The organism is Solwaraspora sp. WMMA2056 (assembly GCF_030345095.1).
Taxonomy (GTDB): domain Bacteria; phylum Actinomycetota; class Actinomycetes; order Mycobacteriales; family Micromonosporaceae; genus Micromonospora_E.
Genome location: NZ_CP128360.1, coordinates 671,881 through 691,861, shown reverse-complemented (window position 1 = coordinate 691,861; position 19,981 = coordinate 671,881). Strand labels below are relative to the sequence as shown.

9 protein-coding genes and 1 pseudogene are annotated in these 19,981 nt (G+C 72.4%); 8 read left to right on the top strand and 2 right to left on the bottom strand.

Features of this window, described 5'->3' with window-relative positions:
• Positions 1-74 precede the first annotated feature (74 nt).
• The 3 genes from eccB to O7608_RS03145 all read left to right on the top strand — a co-directional run bounded on the left by eccB (position 75) and on the right by O7608_RS03145 (position 2,302).
• Entirely contained in the window at positions 75-1,490 is a 1,416-nt protein-coding gene (eccB, locus tag O7608_RS03155; protein ID WP_289208559.1) for a type VII secretion protein EccB, read from the top strand.
• Positions 1,491-1,667: 177 nt separating this feature from the next.
• On the top strand, positions 1,668-2,003 hold the full coding sequence (locus tag O7608_RS03150; RefSeq protein ID WP_289208558.1) for a WXG100 family type VII secretion target: 336 nt from the start codon (positions 1,668-1,670) through the stop codon (positions 2,001-2,003).
• Between the two features lie 14 nt (positions 2,004-2,017).
• Complete coding sequence (locus tag O7608_RS03145) at positions 2,018-2,302, top strand: WXG100 family type VII secretion target (RefSeq protein ID WP_289208557.1); 285 nt, start codon at positions 2,018-2,020, stop codon at positions 2,300-2,302.
• A 45-nt stretch (positions 2,303-2,347) separates the two neighbouring features.
• On the opposite strand, the gene mycP is transcribed toward O7608_RS03145, so the two are convergent.
• Entirely contained in the window at positions 2,348-3,727 is a 1,380-nt protein-coding gene (gene mycP / locus O7608_RS03140; protein WP_289208556.1) for a type VII secretion-associated serine protease mycosin, read from the bottom strand.
• Positions 3,728-3,885: 158 nt separating this feature from the next.
• Between mycP and O7608_RS03135 the strand changes: the two genes are divergently transcribed.
• The 3 genes and pseudogenes from O7608_RS03135 to O7608_RS31935 form a co-directional block, all read left to right on the top strand.
• The gene (locus O7608_RS03135) at positions 3,886-4,278 is read left to right on the top strand and encodes a YbaB/EbfC family nucleoid-associated protein (RefSeq protein ID WP_289208555.1); all 393 of its coding nucleotides are present in this window, start codon (positions 3,886-3,888) and stop codon (positions 4,276-4,278) included.
• Positions 4,275-4,613 carry a hypothetical protein gene (locus O7608_RS03130; RefSeq protein WP_289208554.1) on the top strand — a complete coding sequence of 113 codons (339 nt, stop codon included), beginning with the start codon at positions 4,275-4,277 and terminating at the stop codon, positions 4,611-4,613. The genes O7608_RS03135 and O7608_RS03130 overlap by 4 nt, the downstream gene beginning before the upstream one ends.
• Before the next feature lie 36 nt (positions 4,614-4,649).
• Positions 4,650-12,278, top strand: a pseudogene (locus O7608_RS31935) (toxin glutamine deamidase domain-containing protein); the annotation flags it as partial.
• A gap of 2,916 nt (positions 12,279-15,194) precedes the next feature.
• Here O7608_RS31935 and O7608_RS31930 read toward each other — a convergent pair.
• Entirely contained in the window at positions 15,195-15,878 is a 684-nt protein-coding gene (locus O7608_RS31930; protein ID WP_353850549.1) for a hypothetical protein, read from the bottom strand.
• Between O7608_RS31930 and O7608_RS31925 the strand changes: the two genes are divergently transcribed.
• Together O7608_RS31925 and O7608_RS03120 are read left to right on the top strand one after the other, a co-directional pair.
• Entirely contained in the window at positions 15,825-19,157 is a 3,333-nt protein-coding gene (locus O7608_RS31925; RefSeq protein WP_353850548.1) for a toxin glutamine deamidase domain-containing protein, read from the top strand. The genes O7608_RS31930 and O7608_RS31925 overlap by 54 nt on opposite strands.
• Positions 19,138-19,980 (top strand): DUF6406 domain-containing protein, encoded by an 843-nt coding sequence (locus O7608_RS03120; RefSeq protein WP_353850490.1) that lies wholly within the window; start codon positions 19,138-19,140, stop codon positions 19,978-19,980. Before O7608_RS31925 ends, O7608_RS03120 begins: the two co-directional genes overlap by 20 nt.
• The last annotated feature ends 1 nt before the right edge of the window (position 19,981 follow it).

Genomic DNA, 19,981 nt, shown 5'->3' with positions numbered 1-19,981 from the left:
TAGCCGGAGCCTATGGTAGGCAGCACGCTGCGTGGTGGGGATACGCGGCACCGGCGGTCGGGAGGTGGCCAGGGATGCCGTCGCGGCGCGACCAGGTCCAGTCGTACCAGTTCTTCGTCCAGCGGATGACGTCCGCGCTGGTCGCCCGGGATCCGGATCCGGTCGCGGCACCGTTCGGCCGGCTCGGCGCGGCGGGTCTGGGTGGGATCATGGTCGCCGTGCTGTGCCTCGGCGCGGTCGGCATCTTCGGCTTCGTCGTCCCCGGTGGAGCGACCGGCTGGCAGGACGGCGACGCGGTGATCCAGGAGAAGGAGACCGGCACCCGGTACCTGTACCGCGACGGCCACCTGCACCCGGTGGTGAACTACACGTCGGCGGTGCTGGCGTTGGAACGCTTCGCGCCGCTGACCCGGGTCTCCCGCAACTCGCTGGACGTGGCGCCGCGCGGGGCGCGGATCGGCATCCCGGACGCCCCGGACGCCCTGCCTGCGGCGGACCGGCTGCTGACCGGCGGCTGGACGCTGTGTTCCCAGGTGGTGCGGGACCAGGCCGGCGAGGCGACGACCCGGACGGTGCTGACGGTCGGCCGGCCTCCGGTCGGCGGCCGGTCCGCCGGTGCCGGGGCGCTGCTGGTCCGCGACGCCGACAGCGGCCGGTTGCACCTGATCTGGCGCGACCAGCGGCACGAGCTGGTCGACCCGGACATCGTCCTGGAGGGGCTGACCCTGCGGTCCGAGCCGATCGTGCTGGTCGGTGGTGCGTGGCTGAACGCGTTGCCGGCCGGGGAGCCGATCGGCAGCCGGGCGGTGGCCGGCCGGGGGGAGTCGTCGACGGCGCTGCCGGACGCGGTCACCGGCGAGATCTACGCGGTGCAGAACCAGGCCGGCGACCGGCAGTACTACCTGGCGGAACGGGCCCGGCTGCTGCCGTTGACCGAACTGCAGGCGGAGGTGCTGCTGGCCGATCCCGCGACCCGGGAGGCGTACGACGGGGAGCAGCCGGTGGTGCGTACCGCCGCTGCGGCGGCCGTGGTCGCCGCGCCCCGGGCCGAGCGTGCGGCGCAGACCGCCGCCGCCGCGCCGGAACGTCGGCCGGAGATCGTCCGGCTCACCGACGGCCAGCAGAGTGTCTGCGCCGGGTACGCCCCGGACCGCCACGAGCCGCAGGTGCTGCTCGACGCGCTGGTCGAATCGGTGGAGCAGTCGCTGGTCACGCCGTCGCGGACCGCCGACGGGGTGCCGCTGGCCGACCTGGTGGTGATCGCGCCGGGGCACGGTGCGCTGGTGGAGGCGCTGCCCAGCCCGGACGCCCCCGCCGGGACGCTGACCCTGGTCACCGACCTCGGCATCCGGTATCCGCTGGCGGACCGTGCGGTGGCCGCGATGCTCGGCTATCCGCAGGCGACGCCGGTGCGGATGCCGACCAGCCTGGTGGTGCGGCTACCGGCCGGGCCGACCCTGGATCCGGTCGCAGCGAAGCAGCCGGCCTGAGCCACTACAGTGGATCTTCAATTCCGGTACGGTGAGTGTCGGACGCGCGGCAACGGTCTGGCGCCACTGGACATCAGCAACTACCGTTTCCGTTGACAGATGGTGCGTCGGCGCACCATGCGGCACCGCCCCTGCGAATTCGGGGCATCGCACCAGAGGACGGGGTGAAACTCCACCATGAGCGGCGGGATGAACACCAATACCGGTCTGATGGTCCAGACCGAGAAGGACGTCGACGGCGTCGCGGACCGGCTGACCTCGAACCTGAATCGGCTGATGGATCAGCTCATGCCTCTCTACGACCAGTGGAAGGGCATCGGTGCCGGCTCGTTCCAGCAGGTGCGCGAGTCGTTCGACCAGGACATGGCGCGGCTGAACGTCGCGTTGCGGTCGATCGCCGAGGCCGTCGGCTCGGCCGGTAAGGACTACGAAGTCAGCGACGAAGAGATCAAGTCCGAGATGGATTCGGCCGGCGCCTCCGCCGGTCAGATCACCGCCGCGCTGAAGCTCTGACCGGGGGGACCGAGATGGATATTCGCTACGACTTCGCCGCGTTGAACGGTGCCGCCGACAACTGCGGCGCGGCGGCCAAGAACATGATGGCCGAGCTCGACGGGCTCAAGACCGGCATTCAGCCGCTGGTGGCCACCTGGGAAGGCTCCGCGCAGACCGCGTACCTGGCCCGGCAGACCGAGTGGGAGTCGGCGGCGACCGACCTCAACGACCTGCTCACCCGGATCGAGAAGGCGTTGCGTGAGGCGGCTGTCCGGATGCAGGCCCGCGAGGCGGCCAACCGCGCCAAGTTCGAGTGACCCGTACGGTGACCGGGCCGGACCCCCTGCGCGGCCCGGCCCCGGTCACCGGATCCGGGTGCCCGGCACCACGAAGAACGTCTCCTGCGGGTCCGCGCCCGGATCCCCGCCTGCGCGGGCGGCGCCACCGGCACCGCTGGTGGCGGGTGCCCCGCCCGGCGGTGCGTCGGCCCACCGGGTCGGCCGCCAGCGTCGACGCCGCCCGTACGGCAGCGCGGTGACCGCCACGACGATCCCCGCCGCGATCATCGCCACAGCGGCCGCCACCGCCACCGCGACCAGCCCCAGTGACCGCCACCGCTGCGCCCTGGCCACCGCCGCCGGATCCTCGGTGACCGCCGGCAACGCCGGCACGGCCACCGGCTCGGCCGCGCTGAGCTGCTCGGTGATCGCCCGGTACGGGTTGACCACCCCGTGGCCGTAGCCGTCGGCGCGGCCGCCGGCCGCCGGGTCGGCGGTGGCGAGCAACCGGCGGGTCACCTCCACCGCCGACAACTGCGGCTCGGCGGCGCGCAGCAACGCCGCCGCCGCGCTCACCATCGGGGTGGCGTAGCTGGTGCCGCTGAGCACCTCGTGCCCGGAGACCCGGCTCGCCGCGACGACCGCCCCACCCGGTGCGACCAGGTCGACGTACCCGCCGACCTGCGAGTCCGCCAGCCGTACGCCGGTTTCGTCGATCGCCCCGACGCCGATCACCCCGTCGAAGCCCGCCGGGTACGGCGTCGGATCGGGCACCTCGCCGCGCTGATGGTTGTTGCCGGCTGCGGCGACCAGGACGACGTCGGCCCGGCGGGCCCGCTCCACCGCCGCACGTACCGCCTCGTCCACCCGGTACATCGTCAACGACATGTTGATCACGTCGGCGCCGGCCGCCACCGCAACGTCGATCGCCTCGGCGAGCCGGGCACCGGGCGAACCAGGGCCCTCCTCGGCGGCCTGCACCCGCTCGGTGACCCGCACCGGCACGATCGTCACCCCGGGTGCCAGCCCGTGGAAGCCGACCCCGTCGCGGCGAGTGGCCGCGATCAGGCTGGCCACGGCGGTGCCGTGCGAGGCACAGTCGACGGTGCCGCTGTCCTCGACGTCGAGCAGGTCGGTGCCGTCGGCCACCCGGCCGGCCAGCTGCGGATGGTCGTCGTCCACCCCGGAGTCGATCACCGCCACCCGGACGCCGGACCCGTCGGTGACCGGCCAGATCCGCTCCGGCGCCAGCCACCGCTGATGCCACGACAGCTGCGGGATCACCGGACCGGGCTGCGCCGGGTTACGGCAGCTGCCGGGCGCGGCGGCGGCCGGTGCCCCCGGGACGGCCGCCGTGACGACCACGGTGACGGCCGCAGCCAACAGCCCGGCCCAGGACGTGGTCCGCAACCGGGCCCGGGTCGTGGTCCGCAACCGGGCCCGGGGCGACGCCGGTGAGCGCATCCGTCGACCTCCTGACGAGCCGGTGGGGTGCGGGCATCGTACCGAGCCGGCCGGGCCGAGCGGGCTCGTGCGACTGGCACACATTCAGTATCGTCAGGACGAAGCCGTGCCCGGCCGGTACGGTCGTGCCCCGGTGACGCGGCGACGGGGAGGACACCATGGACCTGCAGGGGCTGCGGGCCCGCGCGGACGAGCTCATGGCGCAGTTCGACCGAATGCGCGCGGGTGTCGGCGACGTACAGCAGCAGTTGCGCACCGTGTCGGCGACGGTGACCTCCGACGACGGCCTCGTCACGGTGACCGTCGGGCCGCGCGGCCAGGTGACCAAGGTGGAGCTGGATCCGCGCATCTACCGGCAGCCGAACGCGTCACAGCTCGCCGCCACCATCACCGACACCATCCGGACCGCCGCCGACCAGGCGATGGCCGAGGTGGAGCGGATCTGCCGGCCGCTCGTGCCGGACGCGCAGTTCCAGGCGCACATGGACGCCGACCTGGACGGCATCTTCCGCCAGCTCGACGCCGACCTGCCCGGAGGTGACCGCAGGTGACCGAACCACAACAGACCTTCGTCGACCCGGACCTGGTGCGACCGGCCGGGGCCGTGCTCGGCGGTGCCGTCGAGCGCCTCTCCGGGGAGTGGACCCGGCTGACCGCCACCATCCGTGGCCTCAACGCCGCCCGGCCCTGGGGCGACGACGAAGCCGGTCGGGCCTTCAACGAGCACTACCTGGACGGCGGCGACGAGGCCCCGGCAGCGGTCACCCTCGACGCCGGCGACGAGCTGATCGCCGCGATCGACGACGTCGGCGTGCGGATCGTCTCCTCCGTCGACGGCACCGTCGACGACGACGACGCGGTGTCCACCAGCTTCGGCGGCAAGTGACCCGGCAGCTGTCGGAAGGCCCACGTCGTGTCGATCATGAACCCGAGGGAGGGGCTCGGCGAGTACGCCTGGGTCTGGGACGCGATCTGCTGGGTGAGCGCCGGTGAGGCCTGGCCCACCGGCGACGAGGTCGAGATGCGCGAGCTCGCCGACGCCTGGCGGCAGCTCGCCGAGGCCATCGGCGAGGCCCTCGCCGAGGCCGACCCGGCGGCGCTGCGGGTCATCGAAGGCTGGGGCGGCGACGCCGGCGCCGAGTTCGCCACCTTCTGGCAGCAGGTCGGCGTCGGACCCAACACCGGGCTGCCGGTGCTGCAGAAGGCCGCCGCCGCCTTCTCCAGCGGCTGCGACAACGCCGCCAACGAGATCGAGTACGCCAAGCTGACCATCCTGATCGCCGTCGCCATCACGGTGATCGCGGTCTTCGTGGCGCTGCTGATGGCCTGGCTCGGTGGCGTCTCCGCCGGTGCCATCCCCGGCATCCTCGCCGCCGGCCGGCAGGCCGTCACCGTCGCCTTCCGGCGGCTGCTCGCCCAGCTCGGCCGGCAGATGCTGACCCAGGCGGGGATGCGGGCCGCGTTGCAGAGCTCGGCACGGCTGGCTGCCACCGGGGTGAGCCGGATCGGCGCCCGCCGGCTCGGCACCCAACTGGGCATCGAACTCGCCGAGGAGATCGGCGAGGAACTGATCATCGACGTCGGTGCCCAGGCGTACCAGATGGCCCGGGGCAACCGCCGCGAGTGGGAAGGCAACCGGACGCTGACCGCCGCCGTCGGCGGAGCCTTCGGCGGGGCGCTCGGCTTCGGCGGCAACCGGCTGCTGCGCAACACCATCGCCCCGCGCGTACCGGTGTCGTTCCGGCCACCGGCGCTGGACTTCGGCACCTCCCGGGCCGCCCGGTGGAGCGCCGGCACCCTCCGCTGGGGTGGCCGTTCGGTCGCCGCCGGCCTGCAGAACGCGGTCGTCTCACCGGCGGCCAGCGTCGCCGCGAACCTCGCCGTCAACCAGCAGTGGACCAGCCCTGGCTGGCAGGGCGTCCTCGGCGGCTTCACCAGCGGTGCCGGCCGGGGCGGTGCCACCATGGCGGCGTCGTCGGCCGGTGCCGCCGCCGCCGGTTTCGCCAACCGGTTGGGTGGTGTCGCGCCACCCACCGGCGCCATCGACCTGGCGACCGGGATGCCGCTGACGACCGTCGGCGCCGGCGGGATCGACCTGGGTACGCTCGGCGGCAGCGGCACAGTGGACGGCAGTGCTGGCGGCGGGAGCAGCGGCGCGACCGGTGGAACCGGCGGTACGGCAGGTATCGGCGTCGCCGACGGTGCAGCCCCGCCCGCGTCGACGAGTGCCGCGCCCCCGAGTGCCGATCCATCGGACATCGTGCCACCGGCGACTGCGCCGGAGACCGGTGCCGGCTCCATCTCGTTGGCACCCATGACCGTGGACGTGACCACCCCGGACGTCGTTGCCTCGAACCTGGCCGCCACCGAGGTCGAGCAGCCCGGTCGGCCCGACACCCAAGCCCCGACGGTCACCGCCGGACCAGCGCAGCCGGCCGAGGTCGGGGCAGGGGTGTCCGGGTCTGCGGCTGCCCTGGTCACCCCGGAGGCGGCGTCCGCACCAGGGGCGTCCTCGGCGTCCGCGCCAGGGGCGGCGGCACCGAGCGGTGGTACGCCTGCAGCGGGTACGCCGTCCACCAGCGCCACCCCGGCGGCGGCGACCCCAGCCGCATCGACCCCGGCGGCCGCCACCCCAGCATCGTCCACCGCCGCACCGACCGCCGCCACCACCCCGGGTACCTCGACGACCAGCCCGACCACGTCGGCGAACCCGACCGCGTCTGCCACGTCCGCCGGCCAGTCCACGTCGACCAGTCCAACGACGTCTGCCGGTGCGAACGCGTCGACCGGTGCGAACGCGTCGACACCGGCCCGGCCACCGGTGCCGGCGACCGGGCCCTCCGCCGGCTCGGTCACCTTCGGCCCGCCGGTCAGCGCGCCGGCCACCGTACCGGCACCGGCCGTGAGCACTGCGCCGACCGCGGCCACCCCGGTCAGCCAGACGCCGCCCGTACTGCCGCCGATCGGCCCGCCGGCACCCGTACCGCCGCCGGCCGCAACCGCCAGCGGCCCGGACCGGACGACGCAGCCGGCACCCGGCGGGCCCGCCCCCGGGCCGACCGTCGACCCGGCGACGCTGCAACGGTCGACCGGCCCCACCGGCAGCGGTACGCACAGTTGGCAGCTGGCGCCGGTCCAGTTCGACGGCGACCCGACCAGCGCGGACGCCGATCAGGCACTCATCGAGGCATCCCGGGCGCTGGTCGACTCCGTCCAGGACGCGGTGACCCGACGGCAGCAGCAGAACACCCCCGGCGAGCAGATCTCGATGGCGAAACGGCCGGGCGTGGTCGGGGCACTGATGACCCGCAACGGCCAGATCACCACGCACACCAGCATGACCGCTGACCAGAGCACCGACCCGGCCGCCGAACCGACCCCGCACCGACTGGTCCAGACCGCGCTCGACCAGGTCGCCCGGCAGGTCGACCGGCCCGGCAGCGGGCACGGCAAATGCGCCGAGGTCGCCCTGGTCTCCGACGTGGTGCACCAGCTGGAGCAGCAGTGGAACGCCGCCGGCCGACCCGGCGACTTCGACACGTACGCCCGATCGGAGCTCGCCGGGGCGCGGATCGTCACCCACCAGTTCCGCCGCGCCCAGGACATCGACGTGGTGTACGAACGCGGCGACTACCGACCACCGTGCCGGTCGTGCGGGCCGCTCCTCGACGACCTCGGGATCACCCCGGTGGTCGACACCGCACGGCTGGCCGGCCCGGCCGTACCGCCCGACTCCGGTGCGCTGGGTGATGGGCGGACGCTGCCGCCGACCAGACCGACCGGCGACGGGCTTCCGCTGGTGCCGCCGGACCCCGCCGACCAGCAGGCGCTGGCCGACGCCGTACCGGTCGGGTCGGACGGCCGACCGGCCCGGCACCCCGACCCGCGCGACGGCCGCTGGCCGGAGCTGGTCAACGACGGCGGTCCGGCCAACCCCGGCCGCAGCACGAACTGCGCCGACGTCGGACTCTCCGTCCTCGCCACCTGGTACGGCGACCCGCAGGTCGCGGCCGCCACCGGCGCGTCGGTGACCGCCGAGCCGGACAGCACCCGGCGGCAGGAACAGTGGCTGGGTGCGCCCTTCGCACCGGCCGGGCGCGGGCCGGCCGGGTTGGAAGCGGTCGCCGACCAGCTGCGCCGCGCCGGCCCCGGCTCCGCCGCCCTGATCATCACCAGCTGGACCGCGGCGGCCGGCGGCGGCGCGCACACCTGGAACGCCGTCAACCACGACGGGCAGATCATCTGGATCGACGCCCAGAGCCGGACCGTCTCCGACACCGCACCGATCTACGGCAGCGAGGTCGACGGGGTCTGGTCGATCACCCTCGACGCCGACGGCAACCCGGTGCCCGCCGACGGCCCGCAGACCAGCACGAACGCGTCAACGAACGCGTCGACGACCGGGACGGTCAGCGACTCTGCGTACCTGGATGCGTTGACCGAGCCTGACCGGGACACCCTGCGTGGTGAACTGGCCGCCGCCCAGGTCGACGCCGACGCGATCCTGGCCGAGCTGCAGACCATCGGCGACCGGCTCAACGCCGACCTCGGCCTGGCCGGCACCGACGCGCTCACCCCGCTGGGCAGCGAGTACCGGGTGAAGGGCGCCGAGTCGCTGGCCCGCAAGTTCAGCACCGACTTCGAGCCGAAGGGCTACACCCTCCCGGAGGCGCTGGCCGAGGTCAACGACGTGGTGCGGTTCTCCGTACGGGCACCGGAGACCGACGCGTACGGGCCGGCGGTCGCGGGAGTGCTCGACGCGCTGACCGCGAGCGGCCACCAGGTGACCGACGTCAAGAGCTTCTGGCACCCCGGGAACCGGTTCTTCGGGCTGAACTGCACCCTCGTCTCGCCCACCGGCCGCACCTACGAGGTGCAGTTCCCGACCGCCACGAGCTGGGCGATCGGCAAACAGACACACGCCCCGTACGAGGTGATGCGCGACCCGGCGGCGACCCCGGCCGACCGGATGCACGCCCTCCTCGACATCCTCGCGGTCAACAAGGCGCACGACATCGCCGACCGGATGCCCGGTGGCATGCCGGTGCTGACCGAGCGGTACGGCCCACCGAAGGACACCAGCTTCGCCAAGTGGATCGGCAAACAGGACCAGGCCGGCCTGCGGCAGGACTACGCCGACTGGCTGGCCGCCGACCCGAGTCGCAGCTTCCGGCAGGAGTTGGCTGCGCGAGGATTGGACCCGTCCGACCTGCCCGGATTCGATCCCGACGCGATAGGAAGCACCGATGCCGACCCTGACCTTCCGCTACCACCTGCTGTATCGGACGGACGACCAGACCCAGCCGCCGGTCAACGTGATAGCGGTGGCGGCCGGCACCGGGCCGACCCAGGCGGTGATCTGGGACCGTCCGACGTCGAGGTGGGGCTTCCGACCGGACGTGGCGGCGTCGATCCTGTACGCCGACCCGGAGCGCCACAGCGTACGGGCAGTGGACCGGTCGACGGCGGAGTCGGTGACCCGTCACTTCACGGCGGTCCCGTTGCCGAGCGAGCCGGAGTTGACCCGGATCTGCCAGGAGGCCAGCCAGGCCTGACCTCGGGTCGGGACGACGGCGGGGAGGCTGCCTCTGATGGAGTTTCACTACTACGTGCTGTCCCGGCAGATCGATCCGACGGACATCCCGGTGAACGTCATAGCACTGGCGAATTGTCCTGGTCCGACTCAGGCGGTGATCTGGGACCGTCGGGCGGACCGATGGAACTTCCGCCCAGACGTCGCGGTGGCAATTCTGTACGCGAATCAGGAGCGTCACACGTTCAACCGGACCGATCGGGCGACGGCGGAGTCGGTGACGCATCACTTCACGACGGTGCCGTTGCCGAGCGAAGCGGAGTTGACTCGGATCTGCGAGGCGGCCCGCCGGACCTGACGGGGCAGGAGGTTGGTGAGAAGCTTCCGAGCTCGGAAAGTGCCGAAGGGGTTGACCGTGCAGTTCACGTATTACCTGATGTACGGACCCGGGAAGGTGGGCGGGACGGCGGCGAACGTGCTCGCGCTAGCTCGGGTACGCGGACCGGTGCAGGCCGTGATCTGGGATCGCCCGACGCAGAGGTGGAACTTCCGTCCGGACGTAGCAGCGGCGTTTCTGTATTCGACGCCGGACCTGGAGCAGACCAGGCTCGTCGATCGGGCGACGGCGGAGTCGGTGACGCATCACTTCACGACGGTGCCGTTGCCGAGCGAGGCGGAGCTGACCCGGATCTGCCAGGAGGCCAGCCAGGCCTGACCTTGGGCCAAGACGACGGCGGGGAGGCTGCCACTAATGGACAGTCTGGAGTTCCAGTACTACCTGCTGTACCGGCCAGTGAATCCGACGGAGATCCCGGTGAACGTGATAGCCCTCGCAGATCGTCCGGGTCCGCCTCAGGCGGTGGTCTGGGACTACCGGGAGAACCGGTGGGGGTACGGGACGGACTTGGCCGTGTCGGTCCTGTACGCGAATCAGGAGCGTCACACGTTCAACCGGACCGATCGGGCGACGGCGGAGTCGGTGACCCGGCACTTCACGACGGTGCCGTTGCCGAGCGAGGCGGAGCTGACCCGGATCTGCCAGGAGGCCAGCCCGACCTGACCGGCACCCGGCCGGTGTCCGGTGAGAGCCGCGATGAGGGGTCGACGAGCCTCGTGTCGGCGGACGCCACAGGCCAATCGTCGACGTTGCCGGAGCAGGGAGGGGCAGTCGATGACCGAGGACGAGACCGTCGTGGACCTGACGGGCGTGGTGACGGCCCAGCCGAGCCTGCCGGCGACGGTGGTGGTCGAGGAGTACGTGGCGGAGCGTCGACAGGGGCGGATCTCGGGCCGGCAGGTGTGGCCGGAGACGGGCCCGCCGGCGGAGTAGGCGACCGGACCGTACCGCTGAAGGGCGGCGATGCGCCGCTGGCCGGCTCCCGTCCGGTGGGCCCGTTGAATTTGGCGCCGTTGGAGGATGTGGGTTTTCAGGCTGATCTTGAGGCGGTGTTGTGGTCGGGTGGTGGGTTCGTGGTGGGTGCGGATCCGTCGTCGCATCCGTTTGGTGGCCTGGTGAACGATGGTGGTCCGGGGCGGTCGGGTCGGGGCAACAATTGTATGGATTGTTCGTTGGCGGGGTTGTCAACGTTTCTTGGTCGGCCGATGGTGTCGCTGCCACGCTGGCCCGACGTCCTGCCGGACGGCACCGTCGACCGGCAGACCGGCGAGGCGTCCGGTGTCGACCGCGCCGAGGAGTGGTTGGGTGGGGAGTGGGTGGCGCCGCCGGCGGACATGCCGGGTGTGCCGCAGAAGCGGGCGGTGGTGGTTGCCCGGCAGTACGCGCAGTTGCAGGAGCGGGTGGCGGCGGCGGGGCCGGGTAGCGCCGCCCTGGTCGTCGCCGACTGGCTCAGTGTGGACGAGCGTACGGGGCAGGTGCAGGTCGACGCCGACGGCAACGCCCTGGCCGACGGCTCGCACGCGTTCCTGATCGTCTACCCGCACGGGGCCGATCGCCCGGTGTGGTGGGATCCGCAGGACGGCCAGACGTGGACGGTGCCGCCGGCGCATGTCGTCGCCGCCACTCACACGTTGTGGTCGATGGACGCGCCGGCTGCAGGTGGAGGGACCAACAGTGACTCGGGACGAAGCGCAGGAGCTGATCCAACGGCTGGTCGGGACGCCGAACCGGATGGCGCTGCACGAGTTCGAGTTCGGCTGGCTGGCGCAGGAGATCCTGAGTCCGCAGGAACGCGGCACGGGGATGCGGATCGGCCTGGGGAGCTACATCATCGACCGGGACGGGACGGTGACGGTGCACGGGAGTCTGCCCGTACCGGTGACGATCAGCCGGTACGCGGCGGAGCGTCGGCAGGGGCGGATCTCGGGTCGGCAGGTGTGGCCGGAGACGGACTCGCCGGACTAGCCGACGGAGCTGGCCAGGCCTCCGGAGCAGCTGACGGACTCGCCGGTTCCGGACCGTTGTCGGGTCCGCGTCCGGTGGGCCCGTTGAATCTGGCGCCCCTGGAGGATGTGGGATTTCAGGCTGATCTTGAGGCGGTGTTGTGGTCGGGTGGTGGGTTCGTGGTGGGTGCGGATCCGTCGTCGCATCCGTTCGGTGGCCTGGTGAACGATGGTGGTCCGGGGCGGTCGGGTCGGGGCAACAATTGTATGGATTGTTCGTTGGCGGGGTTGTCGACGTTTCTTGGTCGGCCGATGGTGTCGCTGCCACGCTGGCCGGACCGGGCGGGCGACGGGACGATCGACCGGGTCACCGGTGAGGCCGACGGGATCACCCGGGCCGAGCAGTGGTTGGGTGGGGAGTGGGTCGCGCCGCCGGCGGACATGCCGGGTGTGCCGCAGAAGCGGGCGGTGGCAGTTGCCCGGCAGTACGCGCAGTTGCAGGAGCGGGTGGCGGCGGCGGGGCCGGGTAGCGCCGCCCTGGTCGTCGCCGACTGGCTGAGTTTCGATCAGGACACCGGCCGGCTGCACCTGGACGCCGACGGGAACGTGCAGGCGGCGGGCTCGCACGCGTTCCTGATCGTCTACCCGTACGGGGCCGACGGGCCGGTGTGGTGGGATCCGCAGTACGGCGGAACCGCGACGCAGCCGCCCGCCGAGTATCTGGCGGCGACGCACACGTTGTGGTCGATGGACGCGCCGACGGCACGGGGAGGGACCGGAAGTGACTCGGGACGACGCGCAGGAGCTGATCCAGCGGCTGGTCGGGACGCCGAACCGGATGGCGCTGCACGAGTTCGAGTTCGGCTGGGTGGCGCGGGAGATCCTGTCGGAGACGGAACGCACCCAGGGGATGGGGCTGGGCCAGGGGAACTGGGTGATCGACCACGACGGGACGGTGACGGCCCATCGGAGCATGCCGCCGTCGATCATCATGCAGGAGTACGCGGCGGCCCGCCGGGCGGGCCGGACGACCGGCCGCCAGGTGTGGCCGCTGACGGTCGCGCCGGAGCAGCAGAGCTAGCCGCTGACGGTCGCGCCGGAGTAGCAGAGCCAACCGCCGCGCCGGACGGCCGGCTCAGCTCCGCGCCGGACGGTCTGGTCAGCGCGGCCGCCGGGACGACCTTCGGGGGCGCGCTGCACGACGCCGACCCGGTCGCGGTCACCGCGGCGGTACGCGACGCGCTCGACACCGGGCTGCTGCCCGCCGGAGCGGTCGCCGACCCGGACGCCGGCACCGTCATCCTCGACACCTCGGCCGGGCCGGTGACCGTCACCGTCACCGTGACCTCCCTGCCGCCCGACACGACGGTGGCACCCGTCGCCACCATCGCGACGCACGCCGCCGGGGCGACCGTACGGGTGTCCGACCGGGCCTCCACCGATCATGTCCGGCGGGCGGTCGCTGCCGCACTGGCCGAAGTGGACGCTATCGCCCAGGAGCGGGCCGACGGGCTGCGTACCGATGCGACGACGGCGCTCGCCGAAGGGTCCCGGCCCGAAGGTGACGGGCAGCGGCACCTGACCGCGCGGGACATGGGGCGGCTGGCGGAGCTGCGTACCGTCGCCGACCAGTTGGCGCAGGCCGGCACCGGCCGGCACGCCGACCCGGCCCAGGTCGCCCAGTTGCATGCCGAAGCGGTCGGCCTGCTGGTCAGCAGCGGGCTGCTGGAACCGTACCCGGGGCACCGGGTGCACAGCCTGGTGCCGAACGTACCGGTGGTCGGGTTGGCCGCCACGGACGCCCGGTTCGCTGCCGTCCGTACCCAGTTGGGGCCGGCCTTCGCAGACCTCGCCGGGCTGCTCACGGTCGCCCGCGACCGACCCGGTCTGGCCGACGAGATCCGGGTCGTGCAGGCCGACGTACGGGCGGCGGCCCGCCAGTGGGCCGCGCAGGCGACCGCCGCCCGCGACCGGGCGGACCTGGCGTTGACCGACCGGGTCGACGCCGCGCTCGACGCCGACCCGCGGCACGTCTTCGACCGGCTGGTCATCGGCGGCGGCTGGGCGGCCACGGCCGACTTCGCCACCCTCGACGCGCCGCCGGACACCGGGGACGGCCTGCCGCCGGTGCTGGCGGTGTCGCAGGGCCACGACCCGTGGGCGGACCGGCAGCAGCTGCTGATGGGGCAGGTCCCCACCGAGTTGGAGATCCCCGGCCTGCCGTTCCAGCCGGCGGACTTCGCCGACGAAGGCACCCAGTTCGCCCGCTCCAGTGACTTCGCGGCGGCGGTCGGCGCGGCCCGCGCGTACACCGGGATGCCCAGCTACCAGGGCACCGCGACCGCGATCACCCCCCGCCCGACCAGCGCCGACGCTGCGGCCGGTTGGCCGGATGGCGCGAACTACCGGGTGACGATCGGCGAGCGCGGTTTCTACGCCGCCACCGTGGACATCGCCGCCGGTCCGGGCCCGGCGCGGGTGCCGGCCGCGCCGGCGTCGACCACCGGCCGGTACGTCGACCCGGCGACCGGCTACCAGGTCGACCTCTCCGGTCCGGTGCCGGTGTTCCGGGACCCGACCGGCGTGCCCGTCGACCCGGCGACGCTGCCGGCCCCGGTCCGTACGGTGCTCGGCGGCACCGACAGCGGCATTGCCAACGCCTCGGCCGGTCCGCCGTTGCTGGCTGACACCGCCGGCCGGCTCACCGATCCGCTGCTGGTCGATCCGGACAGCGGGTACGCGGTCGACGCCGGGACCGGCCAGGTGTACGCGCCGGACGGCTCCCCGGTCCACCCGGCGGCGCTGCCGGCCGGTGCCGCGCAGCGGCTCGGCTTCGACGCCGATGGCCGGTTCACCGACCCTCGGCCAGCGCGTCCCCGGGTCGACTTCGGCGGGCAGAACCTCGCCGACGCGTACCAGCCGGGTGACCGGGTGCTGGTGTTCGGCGCGGGTGCCTCCGGGGCCTGGGACATCGAGCAGGCTGCCGCGTCACCGGCGGCCACCATCGACTGGTCGGCCCGCGCGGTCGGGCTGCCGCCGGCCGATCGCACCGGTGATCCGGCCCGGGACGCCGAGCTGCGGTTTCAGCGCAGCTTCTCCGGCGGCTACAACCGCCGCAACACGTTGCCCGAGGTCGGCGCGTACGACGTGGCCGCCACGGACAGCCGGATCAGCCAGTCGCTGCGCGAGATCGTCTCCGCCCGGCACACTGCGGACGGTACGTTCCTGGTCGAGTTCACCGACGGCACCCGCCAGGAGTACGACCGGGTCGTCCTCTCCATCGGCCAGGCCCCCGAATACCCGGGCGGGGTCGGCAGTCTTGTCGCCCTGGTGGAGTTGGAAGGGCTCACCGGACCTCAAGCCGTACCGGACGTTCCATACGACATCGTCGGCCTTCAGGACAGCTCCGGCAGACTAAGGGTCCTGGGTGCGGCGAGTGTCAGCCGCAGCGCTCTACAACGGGTAGTAACCGGAGCGGACGACGTCAAACTCGCGTTGAGCAGGCAGGCGACCTCGCTGCCGGCCGATTCTGCAGGGATTCTGCCAAGTATCCGATTCCATGCCCAACGGATCGCCGAGGCTAACCGCGCCGCCTCACACCTCGTCGTAGCCGACGCCCAGCCAATGCTTCCCCCAGTCGAGACTCAGCCAGGGCAGCGGACCGAAACGTTCGACGAGACTTCTACCGAACTCGGGCAGCTCGACGTGGACAGGAGATCCATCGATGTCTTCGCCGACCGGGAAGGCGCTGACCATGACCAGGTTGTCGCGGAAGTCGACATAGCGCAGGTTCGGCAGAGCTTTGGTGGCGGCGAGCCGTTCGGCACCGACCGGGCCGATGCCGCATCCCGCCAGCCCGAGCCACCGCAGCCGGGGCAGGGCAGCGGCCCCGATCAGTATGGACAGCCCGTCGTCGCCGATCGGGTTGTGCCCGAGATCCAATCCGACGAGACGGTCAAGCAGCCCCGAGGCCACGATCGCCGGGAGGTGGCCGGCGACGTCAGTCAGGACCAGATGGCGTACGGGAGTCTGGCTCCAGACGCGATCGCCATGATCGAGGAAGGCGTTGGCGGTCATCGTCACCGAGTCGACGAAGCCGAATCTCACTCGCCAGGCGGTGACAAGATCGGCGATCGGGGCGGCGATGCGCGGACCGACCCGGCGTTCCAGCCGGATCAGCCGAGGAGCGTTCACCGGTTCGATCTGCAGTCGGATGAGCTCGGCGTGGTCGGGGTCGGTGGGTTCGATGGCGTCGGCGTAGCGCAGCCGCAGGTCCATGTCGTCGGGGTTGGCGAGGATGACGGCGTACAGGGCGTCGCTGACGGCGGGCCGGGCGTCGCTGGCGTCGGACATGACCGCAGCGTATCGACGCCACCGGCGTTACTGCCGCTACCGGACACTCGGCTGATTGGTCCGCAGGGACTCTCTCCGCTGGAAGACCCTCGCTACCAATCAGATCTGGAGCACAGCCTCACTGCGCCTGACGGCTACCAGGTCGGCTCGGATCCGGCGGTCCATCCGTACGGGGGGTTGATCAATGACGGCGGGCCGTCGCAGCCAGGTAGGGGAAACAACTGCCTGGACGCATCACTGGCCGCGCTGGCCAGCTTCTACGGCCAGCCACAGGTAGCTCTGCCGCGCTGGCCGGACCCGCTTCCTGACGGTCGAACAGACTGGGCGAGTGGGGAGGCGGCTGGCATCGAACGGGCAGAAGCCTGGCTGGGCGGTCAGTGGGCACCCCAGCCAGCCGACATGCCTGGTACACCCCGTGAACGGGCCGAGAGGATCAGCCGACAGTACGGAGAACTGCAGGACCAGCTGGCAACTGGTGGGCCGGGGTCAGCAGCCCTGGTGGTAGCGGAATGGCTCAAGCTGGACCGACTGACCGGACAACCGGCCGTCGACGAAGATGGAAACGTCGTCGTGCACGACGCGCATGCATTCGTGGTGGTTCACCCGGCGGATGCCGATGGGCCCGTCTGGTGGGATCCACAGCAGGGGACGGTGTGGACCGAGCCGCCGACGGAGTACGTCGAGATGACGCACACTCTATGGTCGATGACAGTACCCCCAGGGGAGGTGCCGGGCGATGACGGAGGACGACGCGCAGCAACTGATCGAACGGCTGGTCGGGACGGCGAATCCGATCGAACTGCATCCGTTCGAGTTCGGCTGGCTGGCGAAGGAGACACCGTCGACCGAACAGCGGGCGACGGGGGCGCACGTCGGGATGGGCTGCTACATCATCGACCAGTCGGGGACGGTGACGGTGCACGGCAGCCTGCCGATACCGGTGGTCATGAAGCAGTACGCGGCGGCGAGGCGGCAGGGCCGGATCAGCGGGCACCAGATCTGGCCGCGAGTCGCGACGGTGGACCAGCCGATGCGCGGCTGACCCGGATCCGGGAGCTGGCGGCCCACTACACCGCCGCCGACCCGCCGACCCGGCTGACGCTGCGCGCCGAGATCGGCGTACTCGTCGACCAGCTCGGCCTGACCGGCGGCACCCCGCAGGCGTACGCGCGGTGGGTGCAGCTGCCGCCGGACCTGGCGAACCTGCTGCTGCGGCTCACCTCACCGGCGCTCGCCCCGGAGACCGTACTGGCGGTGCTCGGCGCGGACCCGGCGACGCTGACCGAGCCGCAACGTGCCCAGCAGCGCGACTACCGGGCCCGGCTGGTCCACAACGGGTACGTGCCGTTCGCGCCGCAGCTCACCGAGCAGCTGCACCGGCTCGCCGTCGACGCCGAGCACGGCCAGCAGAGCCTGCCGACGTTGCCGGCCTCCGCCGGCCAGGTGATCGGGTTGCGCCCGGATCAGATCGCCCAGCTGCGGGCCGTCGATCCGGCGCTGGCCGCGCGGATCGCCCGCGACGGCGTGTACGTGGACCTGACCGGCCGGGTCGACGTCAGCCCGTACGTGTTGGCGAACGCGCCGCAGGTCGACGTGGGCGGCGTACACCCTGGGTTTGACCTGACGACGGACGCCGGCCGGCGGGCGCTGCTGGCCGAGGACACCCGTCGGGCGTACGCGACGGTCACCGCGACGTACGGGCAGAACCCGGAGGTGGTTCGGCTGCTCGGCAGCCACCGGTTCCACTACCTGGGGCAGTCCCGCACGATGGTGCTGGTCTCGGATGCGCTGACGAGGTCGATCCTCAACCTGGCGCCGAGCGCGCCGGTCGCGCCAGCGCCGGAAGCGGCACCGCTCGCCGCCGGTCCGACCGAGATCCACGTGTACGCCGACCATCCCTCCCTGCCGGAGCCGGAGCCCGGGGAGGTGGCACCGGCGTACGGCCGCCCGGTGGATCCGCGCTCCGGTGCACCGGCACCCCTGTGGAACGGGCCGCCCCGGCGGGAGCACGTCGCGCAGGGAGCGCTCGGCGACTGCGGCATGTTGGCGTCGATCGGTGCGGTCGCCGGGCACAGCCCGCAGACGATCGGGCACCTGTTCCACCCGAATCCGGACGGCACCGTCGACGTCCTGCTGCACGAGAGCAGCCTCCCCGGTGACCGGACCGCTCCGACCGGGCGACGGTTGCGGCTCACTGTGACCCCGGACGTTCCGGTGCACGCCATCATGCCGGGTCAGGCCGCCTACGCTGACCAGTCGCAGGTGGGGGCGGCGTGGGCGAGCATCCTGGAGAAGGCGCTCGCGGCGGTCGACCGGACCTGGACCGAGTCCCGGCAGGTCCACTGGCAACAGCAGTGGCAGGGTTGGCAGGGTCGGACCGACCCGCATCGGGCGGCACCGCTGGGCTACGCCCGGATGAACCCCGGCAGCACCCCGGACCTGTGGGCGGAGCTGCTGACCCAGCTCACCGGCGAGCCGGCCCGCACCGGGCGGTTCCCCATCGCACCGGGCAGCGAGCCTACCGCCGAGGCGACGTTGGCCCGGCTGCTGGCCCAGGGGAATCCGGTGATCGCCAGCACCAGGCCGCCGGACCGCTACCTGCATCTGCCGAACGGGACACCGCCGTACGGGCTGTATGCCGGACACGCGTACGAGGTGGTGGCGGCGCAGGGTGGGCACGTCTGGCTGCGCAACCCGTGGAACCACGGCCATCCGCAGCCGATCCCGGTACGGGCGTTCCTCGACCTGATGAGCAGGGACTACGCCCACCTGGATCGCGCTCCGGTCGTGCCGCCGCCCCCGCCGCTGCCGCCCGTCGCGGAGCAGGCGAGCAGACCCGGTGAGTCGATGGCGCAGGCCCGGGTCGGTGGGTCGGCCGGTGTGGCTTCCACCGCGCTGACCGCTGCGGGGCCGGGCCGTACGGTGGTCGACCGGGGCGGCGCGTACTTCGTCTACTACGTGGACCGGGACCCGGCCGGTGAGCTGGTCCAGTTGGTGGCCGTCGAGGTGGGACCGGACGGGCAGCAGCGGTCGACAGGGTGGAGCGCTGACCGGGCGACGCCCGGTGCCGGTGCGGTGGCACCGCTGGCAGCCGGTGCCGAACGCCTGCCGGTGAGCCGGGCGGAGGCTGAGCAGGTGGCGCGCAGCGAGTGGGGCTTCGAGTTGCCGGACGAGCCGACGCTGCATGAGATGCTCGGTGGCTGAACTCTCGACGGAAAGGGACAGGATGGTGCCGTCGCACCCCGATGTGCTGGTGATCCGGAACAACACACAGGTGAACATGGGTACGTTCAGCCTCGGTGCGGGTGGGGCGAACCCGCGTCGACCGGTGACCGCACAGGTGGTGGTGGCCTACCCCGGGTCTGCCGATTCGACGACGCACCTGCTGCGGCTGGGCGAGACCTTCCCGATCGGTGCCGATTACTGGTACTTCGCTGGGGCGCATTTCGAGAATGCTGGCCGGTGGCGGGTGACGGTGCGGCGGCTGGCGCCGGGTGAGGCGCCGCCGGTGGTGGACGAGTCGACGGCGGTGACCGGTTGGCGGCCTGCGCAGCTGCAGCCGTTTGGCCAGCTGGACGAGGCGCGGTTGCAGGCGTTGGAGCAGGCGTTGGGTCGCGAGTTGACGGGCGACTACCGGGACTGGCTGGCCGAGACGAACGGCGCGCAGCCGACGGAGCCCCAGTGGGTGCCGGGTGCGCCGTTCACCCTGTTTCCGGGGCGGCCGCTGTTGGGGGTCCATCCGGAGTATCCGGCGTACGACCTGCTGGCGGCGGAGCGGGAGTGGCGGGTCGGGAAGCTGTCGACGGACTTCCTGGTGATCGCCGTACCGATGGAGGGTCTGCTGCTGCTGCGGTTGACGGACCCGCATCCGGGGACGGTCGGTTTCCTGCCGAACGATCTGCTGGCCGGCCCCGGTACGCCGGAGGTGATCGCCTGGCGGGAGCGGCAGGTGGTCACCACCGGCCTGGGCTGGTCGTTCGGCGACTTCCTCGGCCGGCTCACCCCACTCGACGCGCCGACCGCCTGAC